We start from the raw sequence: 17,305 nt of genomic DNA on the forward strand, positions 1-17,305 counted from the left end.
CCACCGCCTGCCCAGGCCGCCCCCCCCCCCGTCGGCCTCCGGCCCTTCCCATTGCCGGCCCACCGCGGGCCGCTCCCCAACGGGTACCTGCCCCCGCTGTTTCACGTGAAACAGCGGGTCCTGTTTCACGTGAAACAGCGGGTCGCGGATCAGCGGGCCGCCCCCGCGACCAGCCACCGGCCGGAGCGGGCGCGCAGCTGGAGGGTGACCATCCGGACCAGCATCATCAGGGTCATGGCCCACCAGAGAGCGGTCAGGCCGCCGCCCGCGGTCAGGGCGAGCAGGGCGGCCGGGGCGAACAGGGCGAGCGTCAGGAGCATCGCCCAGGCGAGGTAGCGGCCGTCTCCCGCGCCCATCAGAACCCCGTCGAGCACGAAGACGATGCCCGACACCGGCTGGGAGAGGGCCACGACCAGCAGGGCGGGCAGCAGGGCGTCCTCGACCGCGGGATCGCCGGTGAAGAGCGGGATGAACAGCGGGCGTGCCGCGACCACCAGTGCGCCCAGGACGATCCCGGAGGCGATGCCCCACTGCACCATGCGGCGGCAGACGGCCTTGGCTCCTTCGGTGTCGTCGGCGCCCAGGTAGCGGCCGATGATGGCCTGCCCGGCGATGGCGATCGCATCGAGAGCGAAGGCGAGCAGGCTCCACAGGGAGAGCAGTATCTGGTGGGCTGCGATGTCCGCGTCGCCGAGCCGCGCGGCCACAGCGGTCGCGATCATCAGGACGGCGCGCAGGGACAGGGTGCGCACCAGCAGCGGTACGCCGGCCTGGGCACAGGCCCGGATGCCCGAGGGGTCGGGGCGCAGGGAGGCCGCGTGTGTACGCGCTCCGCGGACGACCACGACGAGATAGGCACCGGCCATGGCGCACTGGGCGATCACCGTGCCCCAGGCGGAACCGGCGATGCCGAAGCCGGCGCCGTACACGAGGGCGCCGTTCAGGGCCGCGTTGAGGGCGAAGCCCCCGACGGCGACGTAGAGCGGGGTACGGGTGTCCTGGAGGCCGCGGATGACGCCGGTGGCGGCGAGCACCATCAGCATGGCCGGGATGCCCAGGGCCGAGATCCGCAGATAGGTGACCGCGTACGGGGCGACGGTGTCGGAGGCTCCGAAGAGGGAGATCAGAAAGGGCGCCGTGGGCAGCACGACGGCGACGACGGCGGCGCCGATCAGAAGGGCGAGCCAGATGCCGTCCATGCCCTGCCGGATGGCTGCCGGGAGGTCTCCCGCGCCGACCCGGCGGGAGACGGCCGCGGTGGTCGCGTAGGCGAGGAACACGAAGACGCTGACGGCGGTGGTGAGCAGGGCGGCGGCGACGCCGAGGCCGGCCAGCTGGGGGGTGCCGAGGTGCCCCACGATGGCACTGTCGGCCATCACGAAGAGGGGTTCGGCGACGAGTGCGCCGAAGGCCGGGACGGCGAGGGCGAGTATCTCGCGGTCGTGCCGTCTCGGGGCAGCCTCCACCGGGGCGAGCACCTGTGTCATGCGCTCAATCTAATCTTCCACAGGTAATAGACGCAACTGTGATTGAGTCCTTACTGGTGAGTTGACTTGGGCGTTCTCGGCACCCCGTTGGAGGCGTTCTCGGGACCAGGGCCAAGAAATTTCTCCCCCACAGCCGGTGGAGGAAGAAACTGCAGGTCAGTGTGGGTGTGTGGGGAGGGCAGGTGATTTTGTCCACAGCACCGTCCCCCGGTCCGTGCACAGCTTCCGGCGACTTACCCACAGCATTGGGTCGGTCATCCACATCTCATCCACACAGCCTGTGGATAACAAGATTGGCTGACGTCGCTCTCGGCCCTACCGTTGTTCGTTGCCCGACTTGCCGACAGCGGAATCGGGTGCCCCAAATGTCAGAGCCGTGTCATAGAAAGAGTGGCACGGCGAGGTCCGCGTTGCGGACGGGAGGAGGCGGCCCGGTGAGCATGCCCGAGCCCATGGACGACCCCTGGGCCGACAGCGGTCCAGGTGACCGTCTGCCCGCCCGTCCGCGCCGTAACAGCGACAGCCGGGGCCGCGGGGGCGAACAGCACGAGCGGGGCCGCGAGGGCGGCTCCTGGGACGGCGGTGGCGGCGGTTTCGAGCGCGTCCCGCCGCAGGACCTCGACGCCGAGCAGTCGGTGCTCGGCGGCATGCTGCTGTCCAAGGACGCGATCGCGGACGTGGTCGAGGTCATCAAGGGCCACGACTTCTACCGGCCCTCGCACGAGACGATCTACCAGGCGATCCTCGACCTGTACGCCAAGGGCGAGCCGGCCGACCCGATCACGGTCGGCGCCGAGCTGACCCGCCGCGGTGAGATCAGCAAGGTCGGCGGGGCCTCGTACCTGCACACCCTCGTCCAGTCGGTCCCGACCGCGGCCAACGCCGAGTACTACGCGGAGATCGTCCACGAGCGGGCGGTGCTGCGCCGCCTGGTCGCCGCCGGTACGAAGATCACGCAGATGGGATACGCGGCGGACGGCGACGTCGACGAGATCGTCAACAGCGCCCAGGCCGAGATCTACGCCGTCACCGAGCAGCGGACCTCCGAGGACTACCTGCCGCTCGGCGACATCATGGAGGGCGCGCTCGACGAGATCGAGGCCATCGGCTCGCGCAGCGGCCAGATGTCGGGCGTCCCGACCGGGTTCACGGACCTCGACTCGCTGACCAACGGCCTGCACCCGGGCCAGATGATCGTCATCGCGGCCCGTCCCGCCATGGGTAAGTCCACGCTCGCGCTGGACTTCGCGCGTGCCTGTTCCATCAAGAGCAACCTGCCGAGCGTGATCTTCTCCCTGGAAATGGGGCGCAACGAGATCGCGATGCGCCTCCTGTCGGCGGAGGCCCGGGTGGCCCTGCACCACATGCGCTCGGGCACCATGACGGACGACGACTGGACCCGGCTGGCCCGCCGGATGCCCGACGTCTCCGCCGCCCCGCTCTACATCGACGACTCCCCGAACCTGTCGATGATGGAGATCCGGGCGAAGTGCCGGCGCCTCAAGCAGCGCAACGACCTCTCGCTCGTCGTCATCGACTACCTCCAGCTGATGCAGTCGGGCGGCTCGCGCCGACCCGAGAGCCGCCAGCAGGAGGTCTCGGACATGTCCCGAAACCTCAAGCTGCTGGCCAAGGAGCTCGAGGTGCCGGTGATCGCGCTGTCCCAGCTGAACCGTGGTCCCGAGCAGCGCACCGACAAGAAGCCGATGGTCTCCGACCTGCGTGAGTCGGGCTCGATCGAGCAGGACGCCGACATGGTGATCCTGCTGCACCGCGAGGACGCGTACGAGAAGGAGTCGCCCCGCGCGGGCGAGGCGGACCTGATCGTGGCGAAGCACCGTAACGGCCCCACGGCGACCATCACGGTCGCCTTCCAGGGCCACTATTCGCGGTTCGTGGACATGGCCAACACGTAGCATCCGATCATGGATGCCGTATCGGAAGATCTGGATCTGCTCCCCGCGACCCGGCGTGCGTTGAGGCACCGGATCGCCGTCGCGCAGAGCGAGGGACGGGCGCCGTCGGTGGTGGCGGCCGTGGCACGCGGCGGCGAGGTGGTCTGGGAGGGCTCCCGGACCTCCGCCGAGGGGCACGGGCCCGACGGGAACGTGCAGTACCGGATCGGTTCGATCAGCAAGACGTTCACCGCTGTTCTGGTGATGCGCCTGCGCGACGAGGGCCTGCTGCGGCTCGAGGACCCGCTGGAGAAGCACCTGCCGGGGACAGGCGCCGGCGAGGTGACCATCGCCCAGCTGCTGGCCCACAGCGGCGGGTTGGCGGCGGAGACGCCGGGTGAGTGGTGGGAGCGCACGCCCGCGGCGCTGCGGCCCGAACTCGCGGACGTGCTGGGCGAGGAGCCGTTCCGCTTCCAGCCGGGTCGGCGGCACCACTACTCCAACCCGGGCTACACGCTGCTGGGTTCGCTCGTGGAGGCCGTACGCGGGAAGCCGTGGGAAGAGGTGCTCCGGGCCGAGGTGCTGGAGCCGCTGGCTCTGGACCGCACGGCGGCGCAACCGCAGGCTCCGCACGCGGGTGGCTGGGCGGTGCATCCGTGGGCCGACGTGATGATGCCCGAGCCGCTGGAGGATCTGGGGCTGATGGCTGCGGCCGGACAACTCTGGTCCACGACACGCGACTTGGCGCGGTTCGCGGTTTTCCTCGCGCGTGGCGACGAGCGGGTACTGAGCGCGGAGACCGTACGGGAGATGCGGACGCCGGCCTCTCCGCCGGAGCCCGGCCTCGCCGAGCTCGGCTACGGGCTCGGCATGCAGCTGACCGACAGCTGCGGGCGCAGGCTGGCGGGCCACAGCGGTTCGCTGCCGGGGTTCGTCGCGGGGCTGTGGCTGAGCGAGGCGGACGACGTGGCGGCCGTGGTACTGGCGAACTGCACGTCGGGCCTGCCCGCCTCGGCGGTGGCCGCGGACCTGGTGGCGATCGTCGCGGACGCGGAGCCGCGATTCCCGCAGCCGTGGCGGCCGTTCCGGGAGACCGACCCGGTCGCCCTCGAGCTGTGCGGCCCCTGGTACTGGGGTACGTCGGCGCAGGTGCTGCGGCTGAAGGCGGACGGGCTGCTGGAGCTCGCCCCGGTGGGCGCGACGGGTCGCTCGGCCCGGTTCCGGGCGGAGCCCGACGGCAGTTGGACCGGCCTCTCCGGCTACTACGCGGGGGAGACGCTGCGGGCGGTCCGGCGCGAGGACGGTTCGGTGAGCCACCTCGATCTGGGCTCGTTCGTGTTCACGAGGGAGCCGTACGACGCCCAGGCCCCGGTGCCCGGCGGGGTGGACCCGCAGGGCTGGCGGGGCATCGGCTAGTGCGGTGAGCGGAAGGTTTGCCGGGCCGGTGAACCTTTCCGGTCCCAGCACCAGCGCATCGGCCGGCAGGCTCAGGCGACGAGTTCGCGCTCCAGCGGGGTGCGGAAGCGCGGGGTGATCCGGGCGTCGCCCACCCATCGGGCGAGGCGGGCCGCCTCGGCCGTGACCGCCTCCTCGGCGGCGCGGCCGGGGTCGCCCAGCAGTCGCCAGACGATCTCGCCGTCCGCGCGCTGGGCCCAGCCGCCGACGATCTCGCCGTTCCACCAGACCGTCGGGCCGATGTTGCCGGCGTAGTCGAAGAGCGCGGGCCGGAGGGCAGGATCGAGGTGGAAGCCCCGGTCGGCCCAGCCCATGCCGCTGGGGTCGAGGCCGGGCAGCAGCGCGGCCCAGGGCTCCGGAGCGGGTTCGGATGCGGTGTCGCCGGGGCTGACGAGGGCGGTGCTGCCGTCGTCGAGGCGGACCTGGTCGGGGCCGACGACGGCGAGGGCCTTGCGGACGTCGGTGAGGGTCCAGCCCGTCCACCACTTGAGGTCTGCCTCCGTGGCCGGACCGTAGGCGTACAGCCAGCGACGGGCGATCTCGGCGCGGGCCTCGGCTGCGGGTACAGCGGGCCAGGGCTCGGTGTGCACCCAGCGGTACTGGCTGGAGGTCCACGATCCGCGCGGCCGGTCACGGCGGATCCGGCCGTCGGCGGCCAGGAGCCGGATCACACGGGTGGCGACGCCGGTCACGGTCTCGTATTTCTTGCCCCGGCCGATGGTGATCTTCTTGCGCAGTGCGGGCACGGCCTCGGAGAGCTGGCTGCCGGTGCAGGGGCCTCCGGTATCGAGGGCGTCGAGCGCGGCGGCCTCGGCCTGGGCCAGCCAGTCGGCATCGAGCCCCTGGCCGTCCTCGTCGAGGTGTCTGAGGAAGGCGCGGCGCTCCTTGACGGCGATTCCCCGGGCGGTGGAGGCGTCCACGTACGGGGCGAGTTCCGTGGAAACGGCGAAGAGCGTACGGCGCATGCTGAGCAGCCGGACGAGGGAGACGTCCTCGTAGAGCGCCTGCTCGACGACGGCGGGGCCGCCTTCCGCCAGCCGGGCGCGGGCGGAGAGGAACACGGTCGCGGCGTCGGTGGCGTGCAGGGCGACGACGGCGTCCGCAGCCTCGGCGGCTGTGGCGGCATGCGCCGAGGGGGCCAGACGGTGCCTGCGGCCGAGCCGGTGGCGACGCTCGGCGGTGGTGACGAGGGGGAGGCTGGGGCTCATCCTCCCGATCGTAGGCCGGGCCACCGACCCCGGCCCGGCCTGTCCTACGGGCGATCAGAGGGAGAGTTTGAACCCGACGTGGGACGCGGTGAACCCGAGCCGCTCGTAGAAGCGGTGGGCGTCGGTGCGGGTCACGTCCGAGGTGAGCTGGACGAGTTGGCAGTTCTCCCGGCGGGACCGGTCGATGGCCCATTGGACGAACCGGGTGCCCAGGCCGCTGCCGCGTTCGTCGGCGTGGACTCGTACGCCTTCGATGATCGAGCGGGTGGCTCCCTTGCGGGAGAGTCCGGGGACGATCGTGAGCTGGAGGGTGCCCACGACGCGACCTTCGCGGACCGCTACGAACACGTGCTGGTGGGGGTCATCGGCCAGGCGCTTGAACGCCGCGATGTACGGGGTGAGGTCGTCGGGGGATTCGCGGGTGGCACCGAGGGGGTCGTCCGCGAGCAGGGCGACGATGGCGGGCAGGTCCTCCTCGGTGGCGGGGCGGATCGCAGGCTCGGCGGGGTTGGTCATGGAGACGCTCCTTTCTCAGCCCGCTGCCACGGTGAGCGGGGCCCAGCGGCGGGTCCAGTCGCCGGGGAGGCCGGGGATGTCGCGGGTCATGACGGCGTTGAAGGCCACGGAGCCGAGGCCGCGCTCCTTGAGCCAGGTCAGGAGTTCCTCGTGGCGTACGTCGATGTCGGTCCGCAGCGGCCGGTCGGTGGCGGCGGCGAGAGCGGTCACGAGTGCCTGGGCGCCGGCCGTGTCGCGCGCGATCAGCGGGCCGATGACGTGGGTCTCCATGTTGGGCCAGATCGCGGCGTAGCCGACGAGCTCGCCCCGGCCGTCCTCGGCGACCAGCAGCCGGTCCGCGAAGGCGGGAAGCCGCGTGATCATGTGGGTCCGGTCGGTACCGAAGACCTCGGTGTCCAGGCGGAGGATCCGCGGGATGTCCTCGCCGGCCGCCGGCCGGACCGCCACGGAGCCCGGCTCCGGCTCCGCAGGGTCTTTGCGGAACGTGCCCCGGAGCATTTCCGCGCGGCCGATGGTGGCGAAACCGAGCTCCTCGTACAGCGGGCGGCCGTAGGGAGTGGCGTGGAGGGTGAGGGGGACGCCCTTGAAGAGGTCGTCGCAGATGTACGTCATCAGGCGGCGGCCCAGGCCCTGGCGGGCATAGCGCTCGGCGACGAGGACCATTCCGATGGCGGCCAGTTCCGGGCCGGAATGGCTGTGGCCGTACGAGGTGACGATGCAGGCGGCGGCGAGCCCTTGTCCGTCGGGGGCATCGATGCCGTAGCCGTTGCCCGCAGCGATGAGCAGCCCCCACTTGTGGTCCTCGCGCGGCCATCCGCGGTCTTCGGACAGGTCGGCGCAGTGTCGGAGGTCGTCCACGGTCAGCGCACGGATCGGCAGGTCGGTGAGGTGTGGTGGTGTCACGGGCCCAGAGTGGATCATCAGATGGAGGGCGTCCAGAGGATTTGGGGTGGATGTTTCACGTGAAACATCGCGCTGTCTCCCTCGAGTACCGCGCGGGGCCTCCCGGTGAGACCAGGCGATGTTTCACGTGAAACACGCTGTTTCTGCCCCGGCTGCCGCCGGGAGGTGCCCCCGGTGAAATGAACGGGCTAGCCTCGACTGCCATGACCCTCCTGCACCTCTTCGATCTCGACGGGACGCTGATGTACGGCTCGGCGGCGCCGGTCGAGATCTCGCGACAGCTCGGCCTGAGCGCGGAGATCGCCGAGCTGGAGCGATCGTTCGCCGCGCGGGAGATCGGGCCGCACGAATTCTCGGTGGCGGCACATGCGCTGTGGGCGGGGCTGACGCCCGCGCACGTCCGTGCGGCGTTCGACGGAGCTCCGTGGCTGGCGGGGATTCGTGAGGTGTGGCGTGAGATCAGGGAGCGCGGGGACTACTGCGCGGTCATCTCGTTGTCGCCGTCGTTCTTCGTGGAACTGCTGCTGGAGTGGGGCGCGCATGCCGCGCACGGCTCGGTGTTCCCGGAGGTGCCCTTCACCCGGCCCGTGGAGGCGACCGGGATCCTGACGCCCGAGGGCAAGGTCACGGTGGCGGACCGGCTGTGTGCGCAGTTCGGGGTGGGCCGGGCCGACTGTGTTGCGTACGGGGATTCGTCGACTGACGCGGTGCTTTTCGAGGCCGTTTCGGTGTCGGTGGCAGTCAACGCGCGGCCCTGTCTGGCGGAGCGGGCGACGTATGTCTACGAGGGGCGAGACCTGCGAGAGGCGTATCAGCTGGTCGGGGTGGGGCGCTCGGAAGTCGGAGCATCCTAAGGGGGAAGCGGGTTCGAAACGCGGATTTTCCGCGTTTCCCCGCGAGTAGTTGGGGCGGCTGGCAGGCTTTGAGGCCCGGAACCACGGATTCGAAGGCCGTGGCGTGCTTACCGACCGAGATGTTCGAAGCGAGGCACCGCATGGACGCTCCGCCCCCCAGATCGGCCAGATGGACGGCCCGGATACCGTCCGGGGGCGGTGCGGTCGAGCCCTCCCCGGACGCGCTGCTCATCCGCCGGACCCTCGCGGAGATCGCACCGATCGCCGACAAGGTGACCTCGTACTTCTACGCCCTGGTGTTCACGGGGCACCCGGAGGTGCGGGGCATGTTCCCGGCAGCCATGGACGCACAGCGAGACCGGCTGCTGAAGGCGCTGCTGACCGCGGCCGAGCACATCGACAACCCGGACGTGCTCGTGCCCTATCTGCGCCGACTCGGCACCGGGCACCGCAAGTACGGCACGGCGGCCGGACACTATCCGGTGGTGGGCGAGGCCCTGATCGGCGCGCTGGCCCGGTACGCGGAGCACACCTGGGGCCCCGAGGCGCAGGCCGCGTGGGTGCGGGCCTACACCGCGATGTCCCAGATCATGATCGACGCGGCGGCCGAGGACGAGGTGAAGACCCCCGCGTGGTGGCACGCGGAGGTCGTCTCGCACGATCTGCGCACCCCGGACATCGCGGTGCTGACGGTCCGCCCCGACCAGCCGTACTCCTTTCTGGCGGGCCAGTACACGAGCCTGGAGACCCCGTGGTGGCCCCGGGTGTGGCGGCACTACTCGTTCGCCTCGGCGCCGCGCGCCGACGGACTGCTGTCCTTCCACGTCAAGGCCGTTCCGGCGGGCTGGGTATCCAATGCGCTGGTACGGCACGCCCGGCCCGGCGACGTACTGCGGCTCGGACCGCCGGCCGGGTCGATGGTGGTGGACCACACCACCGACAACGGGATGCTGTGCCTGGGCGGCGGTACCGGCATCGCCCCGATCAAGGCGCTGATCGAGGACGTGGCGGTGCACGGTGAGCGCCGCCCGGTGGAGGTGTTCTTCGGGGCGCGCAGCGACGGCGACCTGTACGACAAGGACACCCTGCTGGGGCTGCAGCGTTCCCATCCGTGGCTCTCGGTGCGCCCGGTGGTCTGCGACGGCCTGGCGGGGCAGCTGCCCCAGGCGGTCGGCGAGCACGGGCCGTGGAGCTCGTACGACGCGTTCATATCGGGGCCGCCCGCGATGATCCGCAGCGGTGTCGACGAGCTCAAGCGGATCGGGATACCCGGGGACCGGATCCGCTTCGACGCGGTCGAGGAGCTGGTGGGCGCGGCCGGCTGAGACCCGGGCCGACGCGACCCGGGCCGACGCGACCCGAGCCGGGCCGGCCCGGGCCGAGGGCACCCGAGGTCGGGGTCAGCCCAGGTCAGGGGCGTGCATGGCGCGCACGCCCTCGATGTTGCCGTCGAGGTAGTGGCGCAGGGACAGCGGGACGAGATGGACGGCGGCGATGCCGACCCGGCTGAAGGGCACCCGGACGATCTCGTACTCGCCCTCGGGCTCGTCGACTTCGGGCCCGTGCCGCTGACTGGGGTCCATGGATTCGAGGTGGCAGACGAAGAAGTGCTGCACCTTCACGCCGGTCACTCCTCCGTCGGCGATGTGCTCGACGGTGTCGACGAAGCAGGGCACCACATCGGTGATCTTCGCGCCGAGTTCCTCGTGGATCTCTCGGTGGAGGGCGTCGACGACGGTGGCGTCCGAGGACTCCACTCCCCCGCCGGGAGTGAGCCAGTACGGGTCGACGCCGGGCTTGGTGCGTTTGATGAGGATCAGGTCGTCACCGTCGAGCAGGATCGCGCGGGCGGTGCGTTTGACCACGGGACGTTCGGTCATGGGAGAAGAGTGGCCCAGACTGCGGTGTCTGAAACGCGTGTCGGCGAAACGCGCCGCACGCCGGAAGCGGAGGCTCACCAGTGCGCGGCGGCACGCAGCAGCCGGTCGTGCGCACGGGCGAGGTGCGCGAGGGCGAGGCTGCCGGCCCGTACGACGAGGAACCAGGTGCGCAGCGGCGGTACGGGCGGCTCGAGCAGGGCGACGATCTGTCCGCGGTCGAGGGCGTCCTGGCACAGATACCGAGGCAGGACGGCGAGTCCTGCGCCGGCCCGGACGCATTCCAGTACGGCTCTGAGGTCGGGGGCGACGACGGTGGCGGCATCGGGCCGGGTGCCGGGGCGGGTCTCGAAGACCGCGGCCCAGTAGCGGGCGACGAGCGGCAGGGTCTCGTGGACCTCGACGAGCGGAATGCCGTCGAGGGCGCCGGGGCCGCTCTCGCGCAGCCGGTCCGGACCGACGAGGGCGGCCCAGTAGGGCGCGGCGACCAGGACGTGCTCCTCGTCGCACAGGGCGGTCGCGCTGAACAGTCCGCCGCGTGGTTGGGCGGTGGTGACGACGAGGTCGTGGTGGCCGGCGGCGAGCCCGTCGAGGGTCTCCTCGGCGCCGGTTTGCAGGACGGTGCGCAGGGTGTGCCCCTGGCCGACGAGCGGTGCGAGGGCGGGCAGGACGCGCAGGCACAGGAACTCGGGGGGACCGGCGAGGTGCAGGGTGCGCAACGCGCCGGCGGCCTCCCGCTCCGCCTCGGTGATCTGCAGCAGGGCGTCGAGGTGCGGGGCGGCCTTGTGGGCGAGTTCGTCGCCGACGGCGGTGGGGGTGACCCCGCGGGCCCTGCGGTGGAACAGCGGTCGGCCCAGCTGGCGTTCGAGGGTGCGGATCTGGGACGTGACGGCGGGCTGGGACAGCCCGAGGAGCGTGGCGGCCCGGGTGAACGAGCCCGCCCGGTGCACGGCGACGAAGGTGCGCAGCAGGGCCAGGTCCATGAAGGCCCCTCTCGGTGGGGGCCTTCAACTATAAATATGCCGATAGGCCCCTGTCGTTACCGTGATTGGACTCTGACGCTGGGTCAATTAGCCTTGTCCGCGTGGTTCTTCGCGCGCGGAACCCGGGGCGGTCCGAGCCACTAGGGGGGAGGCTCGGACTGCCCATGTCCCCGGCTGCTCAGGCGTCGCCCGCAGCGACGTCGAGGGCGTGCAGCACGTCTGCGACCAGGTCCTCGGTGTCCTCGGCCCCGGCGGACAAGCGGATGAACCCCTCCGGGACGGAGTCGCCGCCCCACCGTCCGCGCCGCTCCGCGGTGGACCGTACGCCGCCGAAGCTGGTGGCGTCCTCCACCAGGTGCAGGGCGGCCATGAAGCGTTCGGCGTGCGCGCGGTCCGGCAGGGTGAAGGAGACGACGGATCCGAAGCCCCGCATCTGCCGGGCGGCCGTCTTGTGCGACGGGTCCGCGGGCAGCCCCGGGTAGCGCAGCCCGGTCACGTCCGTACGGTCGGCCAGCGCCCCCGCGACGGCCAGGGCGTTGGCCCACTGGCGCTGGGCGCGCAGCTGGATGGTGGCCAGGGAGCGGTGCGCGAGCCAGGCCTCCATCGGGCCCGGGATCGCGCCGACGATCTTGCGCCAGCGCCGGACGGCGGCGGCGAGCTCCGGGTCGCGGCAGACGACGTAGCCGAGCAGGAGGTCGCCGTGGCCGGTGAGGCCCTTGGTGCCGCTGGCGACGGAGAAGTCCGCGCCGAGTTCCAGGGGCCGCTGACCGAGCGGGGTGGCGAGGGTGTTGTCGACGGCGACCAGGGTGCCGCCCGCGTGGGCGGCCTCGACCAGGCGCCGTATGTCGCACACGTCGAGGCCGGGATTGGACGGGGTCTCGATCCACAGCAGCCTGGCCCCGTCGAGGACGCCGAGCTGCGCGTCGTCGCCGGTCGGGGCGGTGCGGACGTGGATCCCGTACGCCTCCAGTTGCTCGCGGACCAGCGGCAGCGCCTGGTAGCCGTCGTCGGGAAGGACGACGGTGTCCCCGGTACGGGCCTGCGAGAGCAGGACGGCGGAGACCGCGGCCATGCCGGAGGCGAAGGCGATGGTGTCCACGCCGTCCTGGCCGGGGGCTTCGAGTTCCCCGATGGCCCGTTCCAGCAGGGTCCAGGTGGGGTTGGTGTCGCGGCCGTAGGTGTACGGGCCCTCCACGTCGCCGGGGAGGTGGAAGTGGGCGGCGAAGACGGGGCCGGGCAGGGGCGGTTCGTTCTTGACGGGCTCGGGCAGTCCGGCGCGCACGGCCCGGGTGCCGTCGCCGAGCCCGTCCGGCAGGGCGGCCCCGGCTCCGGCTCCGGCCGCTGAGTCCGCCGCCGCTCTTGCGGCTGCCTCGTCGGCATGGTGGTTCATGCGGTGTGCTCCTTCACTGCCTCGCGGACGGCGTCCAACAGGCCCGCGCTCGCCGCCTCGACGAGCTCCAGGCACTGCTCGAACCCGTCGAGGGAGCCGTAGTAGGGATCCGGTACGTCGCCCCCGGCGGCCGTGGCCGCCGGGTCGTACGACCGCAGCAGCCGCACCTTGGCGGCGTCCTCGGGGGTGGGTGCGAGCGCCCGCAGGTGCCGCATGTGCCCGGCGTCGAGTGCGACGACGAGGTCGAGGCCGCCGAACCACGAGGCCCGGAACTGCCGGGCCCGGTGGCTCTGCTCGTAACCGGCGGCCTCCAGGACCGTGACGGCGCGCGGATCGGCGCCGTCCCCCTCGTGCCAGCCGTCGGTGCCGGCGCTGTCCACCTCGATCAGGCCCTCGAGTCCGGCCTCGGCGACGCGGGCGCGGAAGACGGACTCGGCCATGGGCGAGCGGCAAATGTTGCCCGTGCAGACGAAGCACACGCGGTACATGGGCGGTCCGCTCAGTTCTTCTCGGGCAGGGCCATGTTCACGGCCCAGGAGACGACGGAGATGATCAGGCCGCCGACCAGCGCGGTCCAGAAATTGTCGACGTGGAAGCTGAGGTCGAGCTGCGTGGCCAGCCAGGAGGTCAGCAGCAGCATCAGGGCGTTCACGACGAGGGTGAACAGTCCCAGGGTGAGGACGAACAGCGGCAGCGAGAAGAGCTTGACCACCGGTTTGACGATGATGTTGACCAGGCCGAAGACCAGTGCGACAAGGATCAGCGTCAGGGTCCTGCGCCCCAGGGAGCTCTGGTCGTCGAGCGTTATGCCGGCGAGCAGCCAGATGGCGACGGCCAGGGCTGCCGCGTTCGCGAGCGTCTTGACTACGAAATTCGTCATGTGTCTGATCGTGGCAGAGAAGATCCTGGTGGGACATCGGCAGATCAGCGGATGCCAGGAAACGCGAGAGAGCAAGGGGCACAACGACGATGAAGGCCTTCCGGCTGGACGAGCTCGAGGCGGAGCGGCTCGCGAACGACGGCGCCTATCTGCAGTTCCTGCGCGAACGGAACATGTCGGTCGGGCTGTACGCGCTCGACGCCGGCCAGGGCGACCCGCAGCAGCCGCACCGCCAGGACGAGGTGTACTTCGTGGTGAGCGGCCGCGCCTCGATCACGGTCGGGGAGGAGACGACGACGGTGGCGCGCGGCAGCGTCGTCTACGTCCCGGCCGGGGTGGTGCACAGGTTCCACCACATCACCGAGGACCTGCGGGTACTGGTGGTGTTCTCCCCGCCGGAGGCATAGCCGGCAGGCCCCGAACCGAGGGTCGGCCCCCTGATCCCCCTAGGGGGCGGATCAGGGGAGTCCGGGGGCTCGGGAGCCCCCGGCCGGGTGCGTGGCCTCCTAGCATCGAGTGCAGGAAGTCACGGATCAGGAAGAGGTTGAGGACATGGACGGCATCCGAGAGACATTCGCAGGCATGCCCTGGTGGGTTAAGTGGGTCGCGATCCCGCTTCTGGTGCTCTTCGTCTTCGGCGGCGCCATCACGAGCATCCTGAGCACCCTGATCGGGTTCGCCTTCAAGGTGCTGCTGTTCGTCGGCCTCGTCGCCGGCCTGGTCTTCCTCGTGAAGAAGTTCAGCGGCAGCGGTACGAAGTCCTCGTCCGGCGACTGGTAGACCCCTGGCACACCCCTTGGGTCAAGCCCGGGGAGTAACCCGGGCGGGGGAACATGAGGTGGCAAACCGCCCACACCACGGGAATCGGCGGATAGAGTGGCAATCTGTGCCGCTCCCTGGGTGCCGAAGGCCGTAGCGCCGCCCTGACCTGCGGTTGTCCGAAGTGCCAGCCGAGCATGACCCCCCAGGAACCGCGGCATGTGCGGGGGCGCCCCCCGCAGGGCGGGCCCTCCCGAGGCCCGCGCCACGCCTGGGGGTGAGCTTTGTCCACGGTTCACAATGCCGGTGTGCCAACGCTGATCGGTTCGGTGCAGCGGGCGTTGAGGCTGCTCGAAGCAGTGGGCTCCCACAGCGAGGGAGCTCCGGCGAAACAGCTGGCGCGCGAGGCCGGGCTCCCGCTCCCCACCGCGTACCACCTGCTGCGCACCCTCACGCACGAGGGCTATCTGCGGCGCGAGGGCGGAGTGTTCGTTCTCGGTGCCGCCGCAGGGCGGCTGGCGGTCAGCGGACTGCAGCAGAAACGTCGCAGCATGATCCTCGACTCACTCGCCCACTTCCGCGACGCGGTCGGGGCCCCCGTCTATTTCGCGGTGTTCCGCGACGGTGAGATCGAGCTCGTCGGCGTTTCGGACACCCCGGCCAGCCCTGCCGTCGAGGAGTGGGCCGATTTCCGTGCGACCGGCCATGCGCATGCCATCGGGCAGTGCCTGCTGGCCCAGCTCGACGAGGAGACGCGCAAGGACTACTACGACCGGCACCCGGTCGAGGCCGTCACCCAGTACACCGTCCGCGATCAGCGTGCCCTCGAGCGCCGGATCGGGTCCCTCAAACGCATGCAGCCGGTTACGGAACGTCAGGAGTACGCGCTGGGCACGGTGTGTGCCGCCATCCCCATCACCGCCGGCGATACTGTCGCAACCATGGCGATTTCCCTCCCTTTGCACCAAGAGGAACGATTGCTTTGTGTAGTCGATAGGCTACGGAGTGAAGTAGGCGCGCTGTTGAGCACCCTCTCGTTCTCTATCAGTATCTGAAAACTCACTCCTTGTGATCTGCAAGCGCGTCCACCACCCTTGTCAAGAGGGCCCTCGGGGATCATTCCTGGCCACTTCCACTACAGCGGGGTAGTCAATGCGCGAGTCGGTACAGGCAGAGGTCATGATGAGCTTCCTCGTTTCCGAGGAGCTCTCGTTCCGGATCCCGGTGGAACTCCGGTACGACACCCGTGACCCCTACGCAGTGCGCCTGACCTTCCACCTTCCCGGAGACGCGCCCGTGACCTGGGCATTCGGCCGGGAGCTCCTCCTCGACGGCATCAACAAGCCGTGCGGTGACGGCGATGTGCACATCGCCCCCACCGATCCCGAGGAGCTGTCCGATGTCCACATCCGGCTCCAGGTCGGCTGCGACCGGGCCCTGTTCCGCGCCGGAGCGGCGCCGCTCGTGGCGTTCCTCGACCGCACCGACCGGCTTGTTCCGCTCGGTCAGGAGCGCAACCTCGGTGGCTTCGAGGTCGACCTGGACGAAGCGCTGGACAGGATCCTGGCCGAGTCACGGCAGAACGAGCAGAACGAGCAGAACGCGGGCTGAGCGGCCCGGAGCGCCGAGCCGCCCCGGGCCCCCGAGCCTCCCGGGTCTCTCAGCGCTTGCGCCGCCGTCCCCGGCCTCCGCGGACCGGCTCCGAGGCCGCCGCTCCGGCCGGGGAGCCCGGCCGGTCGGCAGAAACCACCAGCGCGGCGAGCGCCGTCGTCACCGGGACCGAGGCCACCAGGCCGATCGACCCGACGAGAGTCCGTACGATCTCCTCCGCGACCAGCTCGCTGTTCGCCACTGAACCCATGCTGCTGTTCGCGATCGAGAACAGCAGCAGCAGGGGCAGCGCCGCGCCCGCGTAGGCCAGTACCAGGGTGTTCACCACCGACGCGATGTGGTCGCGGCCGATCCGGATGGCCGCACGGTACAAGGCGCGGGACCCCATCGACGGGTCGGCCTGGTGGAGTTCCCAGACGGCCGACGTCTGGGTGACCGTCACATCGTCGAGCACACCCAGCGACCCGATGATCACGCCTGCAAGCAGCAGGCCGCTCATGTCGATGTCCGGGTAGAGCCCGTGGATCAGACCGGTGTTGTCGTCGGTGTTGCCACTGAGGAACGCCCAGTCGACGAACACCGAGCCCAGCAGCCCGATCAGCAGCAGCGAGACGAGCGTGCCCAGAACGGCGACGGAGGTACGGGCGCTCAGTCCGTGGCACATGTAGAGCGCGATGAGCATGATGGCGCTGGCGCCGACGACCGCGACGACCAGCGGGTTCGAGCCCTGCAGGATCGCCGGGAGGATGAAGAGCGTCAGCACGCCGAAGCTGACGACCAGCGCGATCAGCGCGAACAGGCCGCGCATCCGGCCGACGACGACCACTGCCACCGCGAAGATGGCGGCCAGCACCGCCAAGGGCAGCTTGCGGTTCACGTCGACCACGGAGTACTGGAGATCCCGGGGCGCGTCCGGCGCATACGCGACGACCACCTCCTGGCCGTCTTTCAGCTGCCGTGGTGCGCCCGGCTGGACGATCTCGAAGAACGTGCGGCCCTTGTCGGATCCGGTGGCGACCTCGATGGTGGCCTTCTTGCACTCGCCGGTCTGCGCGACCTTGGCCTCGCGGCCCTCCGGGGTGGAGGTGTTGCCGGTGGGCGGCACCTGCGAGGCGTTCACGGACTTGCAGTCGACCTGCTCGAGCGCGACGACCCGGCCCTGCTGGGTCTGCCGGTCGAAGCCCACGCCGGAGCGCTCGTGTGCGGGGGCGCCGCCGGGCCAGAGCACCACCATGCCGGCGAAGACGGCGACGGCGAAGGGGATCAGTACGGCCGCGATGACCTTGCGTAGGTGCTTCGAGACGGGGGCCGCCGGCCCGTGGCCGTGGGAATGACCATGGGAGTGGCCCTGGGGCGGGATGTGGGAGGGGCCGTGGTCATGCCCGGGGCCCACGTGTGCGTGGTCGGTGTGACCCGTGGGCTCGGTGGGCGTGGTGGGGGGCTGCGGCGAGGACGTCACCGGCAGATCATCGCAAGAGTTGAGGGGG

The 17,305-nt window shown here is 70.8% G+C and carries 18 protein-coding genes; 8 read left to right on the forward strand and 10 right to left on the reverse strand.

Going from position 1 to position 17,305, the window contains the following annotated elements:
• Window positions 1-149 precede the first annotated feature (149 nt).
• On the reverse strand, window positions 150-1,487 hold the full coding sequence (locus AB0I68_RS27060) for an MATE family efflux transporter (protein ID WP_363179974.1): 1,338 nt from the start codon (window positions 1,485-1,487) through the stop codon (window positions 150-152).
• Window positions 1,488-1,939: 452 nt separating this feature from the next.
• On the opposite strand from AB0I68_RS27060, the gene dnaB reads away from it, so the two are divergent.
• Complete coding sequence (gene dnaB, locus AB0I68_RS27065; RefSeq protein WP_363180065.1) at window positions 1,940-3,403, forward strand: replicative DNA helicase; 1,464 nt, start codon at window positions 1,940-1,942, stop codon at window positions 3,401-3,403.
• 9 nt (window positions 3,404-3,412) lie between these two features.
• Window positions 3,413-4,798 (forward strand): serine hydrolase domain-containing protein, encoded by a 1,386-nt coding sequence (locus AB0I68_RS27070; RefSeq protein ID WP_363179975.1) that lies wholly within the window; start codon window positions 3,413-3,415, stop codon window positions 4,796-4,798.
• A 71-nt stretch (window positions 4,799-4,869) separates the two neighbouring features.
• On the opposite strand, the gene AB0I68_RS27075 is transcribed toward AB0I68_RS27070, so the two are convergent.
• The 3 genes from AB0I68_RS27075 to AB0I68_RS27085 are packed head-to-tail and all read right to left on the reverse strand — an operon-like array spanning window position 4,870 to window position 7,464.
• Entirely contained in the window at window positions 4,870-6,045 is a 1,176-nt protein-coding gene (locus AB0I68_RS27075) for a winged helix DNA-binding domain-containing protein (protein WP_363179976.1), read from the reverse strand.
• Window positions 6,046-6,099: 54 nt separating this feature from the next.
• Window positions 6,100-6,561 (reverse strand): GNAT family N-acetyltransferase, encoded by a 462-nt coding sequence (locus AB0I68_RS27080; protein WP_363179977.1) that lies wholly within the window; start codon window positions 6,559-6,561, stop codon window positions 6,100-6,102.
• A 15-nt stretch (window positions 6,562-6,576) separates the two neighbouring features.
• Window positions 6,577-7,464, reverse strand: coding sequence for a GNAT family N-acetyltransferase (locus AB0I68_RS27085; RefSeq protein ID WP_363179978.1), 888 nt, complete (start codon window positions 7,462-7,464; stop codon window positions 6,577-6,579).
• A gap of 203 nt (window positions 7,465-7,667) precedes the next feature.
• Here AB0I68_RS27085 and AB0I68_RS27090 point away from each other — a divergent pair, with 203 nt between their 5' ends.
• The gene (locus AB0I68_RS27090) at window positions 7,668-8,318 is read left to right on the forward strand and encodes an HAD-IB family phosphatase (RefSeq protein WP_363179979.1); all 651 of its coding nucleotides are present in this window, start codon (window positions 7,668-7,670) and stop codon (window positions 8,316-8,318) included.
• 140 nt (window positions 8,319-8,458) lie between these two features.
• Entirely contained in the window at window positions 8,459-9,643 is a 1,185-nt protein-coding gene (locus tag AB0I68_RS27095; protein WP_363179980.1) for a globin domain-containing protein, read from the forward strand.
• 75 nt (window positions 9,644-9,718) lie between these two features.
• On the opposite strand, the gene AB0I68_RS27100 is transcribed toward AB0I68_RS27095, so the two are convergent.
• The 5 genes from AB0I68_RS27100 to AB0I68_RS27120 all read right to left on the reverse strand — a co-directional run bounded on the left by AB0I68_RS27100 (window position 9,719) and on the right by AB0I68_RS27120 (window position 13,448).
• A complete protein-coding gene (locus AB0I68_RS27100) occupies window positions 9,719-10,198 on the reverse strand; it encodes an NUDIX hydrolase (protein ID WP_053785465.1) in 480 nt (159 codons plus the stop codon).
• A 74-nt stretch (window positions 10,199-10,272) separates the two neighbouring features.
• Window positions 10,273-11,178, reverse strand: a complete 906-nt coding sequence (locus AB0I68_RS27105) for a LysR family transcriptional regulator (RefSeq protein WP_363179981.1) — start codon at window positions 11,176-11,178, stop codon at window positions 10,273-10,275.
• 178 nt (window positions 11,179-11,356) lie between these two features.
• Window positions 11,357-12,568, reverse strand: coding sequence for a cystathionine gamma-lyase (locus AB0I68_RS27110; RefSeq protein WP_363179982.1), 1,212 nt, complete (start codon window positions 12,566-12,568; stop codon window positions 11,357-11,359).
• The gene (locus tag AB0I68_RS27115; protein ID WP_363179983.1) at window positions 12,565-13,056 is read right to left on the reverse strand and encodes a low molecular weight protein-tyrosine-phosphatase; all 492 of its coding nucleotides are present in this window, start codon (window positions 13,054-13,056) and stop codon (window positions 12,565-12,567) included. Before AB0I68_RS27115 ends, AB0I68_RS27110 begins: the two co-directional genes overlap by 4 nt.
• 11 nt (window positions 13,057-13,067) lie before the next feature.
• Window positions 13,068-13,448 (reverse strand): phage holin family protein, encoded by a 381-nt coding sequence (locus AB0I68_RS27120; RefSeq protein ID WP_363179984.1) that lies wholly within the window; start codon window positions 13,446-13,448, stop codon window positions 13,068-13,070.
• A gap of 89 nt (window positions 13,449-13,537) precedes the next feature.
• Between AB0I68_RS27120 and AB0I68_RS27125 the strand changes: the two genes are divergently transcribed.
• From AB0I68_RS27125 to AB0I68_RS27140, 4 genes are all read left to right on the forward strand, one after another.
• Window positions 13,538-13,855: a cupin domain-containing protein gene (locus AB0I68_RS27125; protein ID WP_363179985.1), complete on the forward strand. Its 318-nt coding sequence runs from the start codon at window positions 13,538-13,540 to the stop codon at window positions 13,853-13,855.
• A 145-nt stretch (window positions 13,856-14,000) separates the two neighbouring features.
• Window positions 14,001-14,228 carry a DUF5326 family protein gene (locus AB0I68_RS27130; RefSeq protein WP_363179986.1) on the forward strand — a complete coding sequence of 76 codons (228 nt, stop codon included), beginning with the start codon at window positions 14,001-14,003 and terminating at the stop codon, window positions 14,226-14,228.
• A 263-nt stretch (window positions 14,229-14,491) separates the two neighbouring features.
• Window positions 14,492-15,262, forward strand: a complete 771-nt coding sequence (locus AB0I68_RS27135) for a helix-turn-helix domain-containing protein (RefSeq protein ID WP_363179988.1) — start codon at window positions 14,492-14,494, stop codon at window positions 15,260-15,262.
• A gap of 97 nt (window positions 15,263-15,359) precedes the next feature.
• Window positions 15,360-15,818, forward strand: a complete 459-nt coding sequence (locus AB0I68_RS27140; RefSeq protein WP_363179989.1) for an SsgA family sporulation/cell division regulator — start codon at window positions 15,360-15,362, stop codon at window positions 15,816-15,818.
• Window positions 15,819-15,867: 49 nt separating this feature from the next.
• On the opposite strand, the gene AB0I68_RS27145 is transcribed toward AB0I68_RS27140, so the two are convergent.
• Window positions 15,868-17,277, reverse strand: coding sequence for a YibE/F family protein (locus AB0I68_RS27145; protein ID WP_363179991.1), 1,410 nt, complete (start codon window positions 17,275-17,277; stop codon window positions 15,868-15,870).
• Window positions 17,278-17,305: the final 28 nt, after the last annotated feature.

Origin of the sequence: Streptomyces sp. NPDC050448, from assembly GCF_040655295.1 — a bacterium.
In the GTDB taxonomy this organism is placed as follows: domain Bacteria; phylum Actinomycetota; class Actinomycetes; order Streptomycetales; family Streptomycetaceae; genus Streptomyces.

What these genes read in the sequence shown, in the direction of transcription:
- AB0I68_RS27060 (WP_363179974.1), bottom strand. Translation starts at nt 1,487, where the DNA reads ATGACACAGGTGCTCGCCCCGGTGGAGGCTGCCCCGAGACGGCACGAC.
- dnaB (WP_363180065.1), top strand. Translation starts at nt 1,940, where the DNA reads ATGGACGACCCCTGGGCCGACAGCGGTCCAGGTGACCGTCTGCCCGCC.
- AB0I68_RS27070 (WP_363179975.1), top strand. Translation starts at nt 3,413, where the DNA reads ATGGATGCCGTATCGGAAGATCTGGATCTGCTCCCCGCGACCCGGCGT.
- AB0I68_RS27075 (WP_363179976.1), bottom strand. Translation starts at nt 6,045, where the DNA reads ATGAGCCCCAGCCTCCCCCTCGTCACCACCGCCGAGCGTCGCCACCGG.
- AB0I68_RS27080 (WP_363179977.1), bottom strand. Translation starts at nt 6,561, where the DNA reads ATGACCAACCCCGCCGAGCCTGCGATCCGCCCCGCCACCGAGGAGGAC.
- AB0I68_RS27090 (WP_363179979.1), top strand. Translation starts at nt 7,668, where the DNA reads ATGACCCTCCTGCACCTCTTCGATCTCGACGGGACGCTGATGTACGGC.
- AB0I68_RS27095 (WP_363179980.1), top strand. Translation starts at nt 8,459, where the DNA reads ATGGACGCTCCGCCCCCCAGATCGGCCAGATGGACGGCCCGGATACCG.
- AB0I68_RS27100 (WP_053785465.1), bottom strand. Translation starts at nt 10,198, where the DNA reads ATGACCGAACGTCCCGTGGTCAAACGCACCGCCCGCGCGATCCTGCTC.
- AB0I68_RS27105 (WP_363179981.1), bottom strand. Translation starts at nt 11,178, where the DNA reads ATGGACCTGGCCCTGCTGCGCACCTTCGTCGCCGTGCACCGGGCGGGC.
- AB0I68_RS27110 (WP_363179982.1), bottom strand. Translation starts at nt 12,568, where the DNA reads ATGAACCACCATGCCGACGAGGCAGCCGCAAGAGCGGCGGCGGACTCA.
- AB0I68_RS27115 (WP_363179983.1), bottom strand. Translation starts at nt 13,056, where the DNA reads ATGTACCGCGTGTGCTTCGTCTGCACGGGCAACATTTGCCGCTCGCCC.
- AB0I68_RS27120 (WP_363179984.1), bottom strand. Translation starts at nt 13,448, where the DNA reads ATGACGAATTTCGTAGTCAAGACGCTCGCGAACGCGGCAGCCCTGGCC.
- AB0I68_RS27125 (WP_363179985.1), top strand. Translation starts at nt 13,538, where the DNA reads ATGAAGGCCTTCCGGCTGGACGAGCTCGAGGCGGAGCGGCTCGCGAAC.
- AB0I68_RS27130 (WP_363179986.1), top strand. Translation starts at nt 14,001, where the DNA reads ATGGACGGCATCCGAGAGACATTCGCAGGCATGCCCTGGTGGGTTAAG.
- AB0I68_RS27140 (WP_363179989.1), top strand. Translation starts at nt 15,360, where the DNA reads ATGCGCGAGTCGGTACAGGCAGAGGTCATGATGAGCTTCCTCGTTTCC.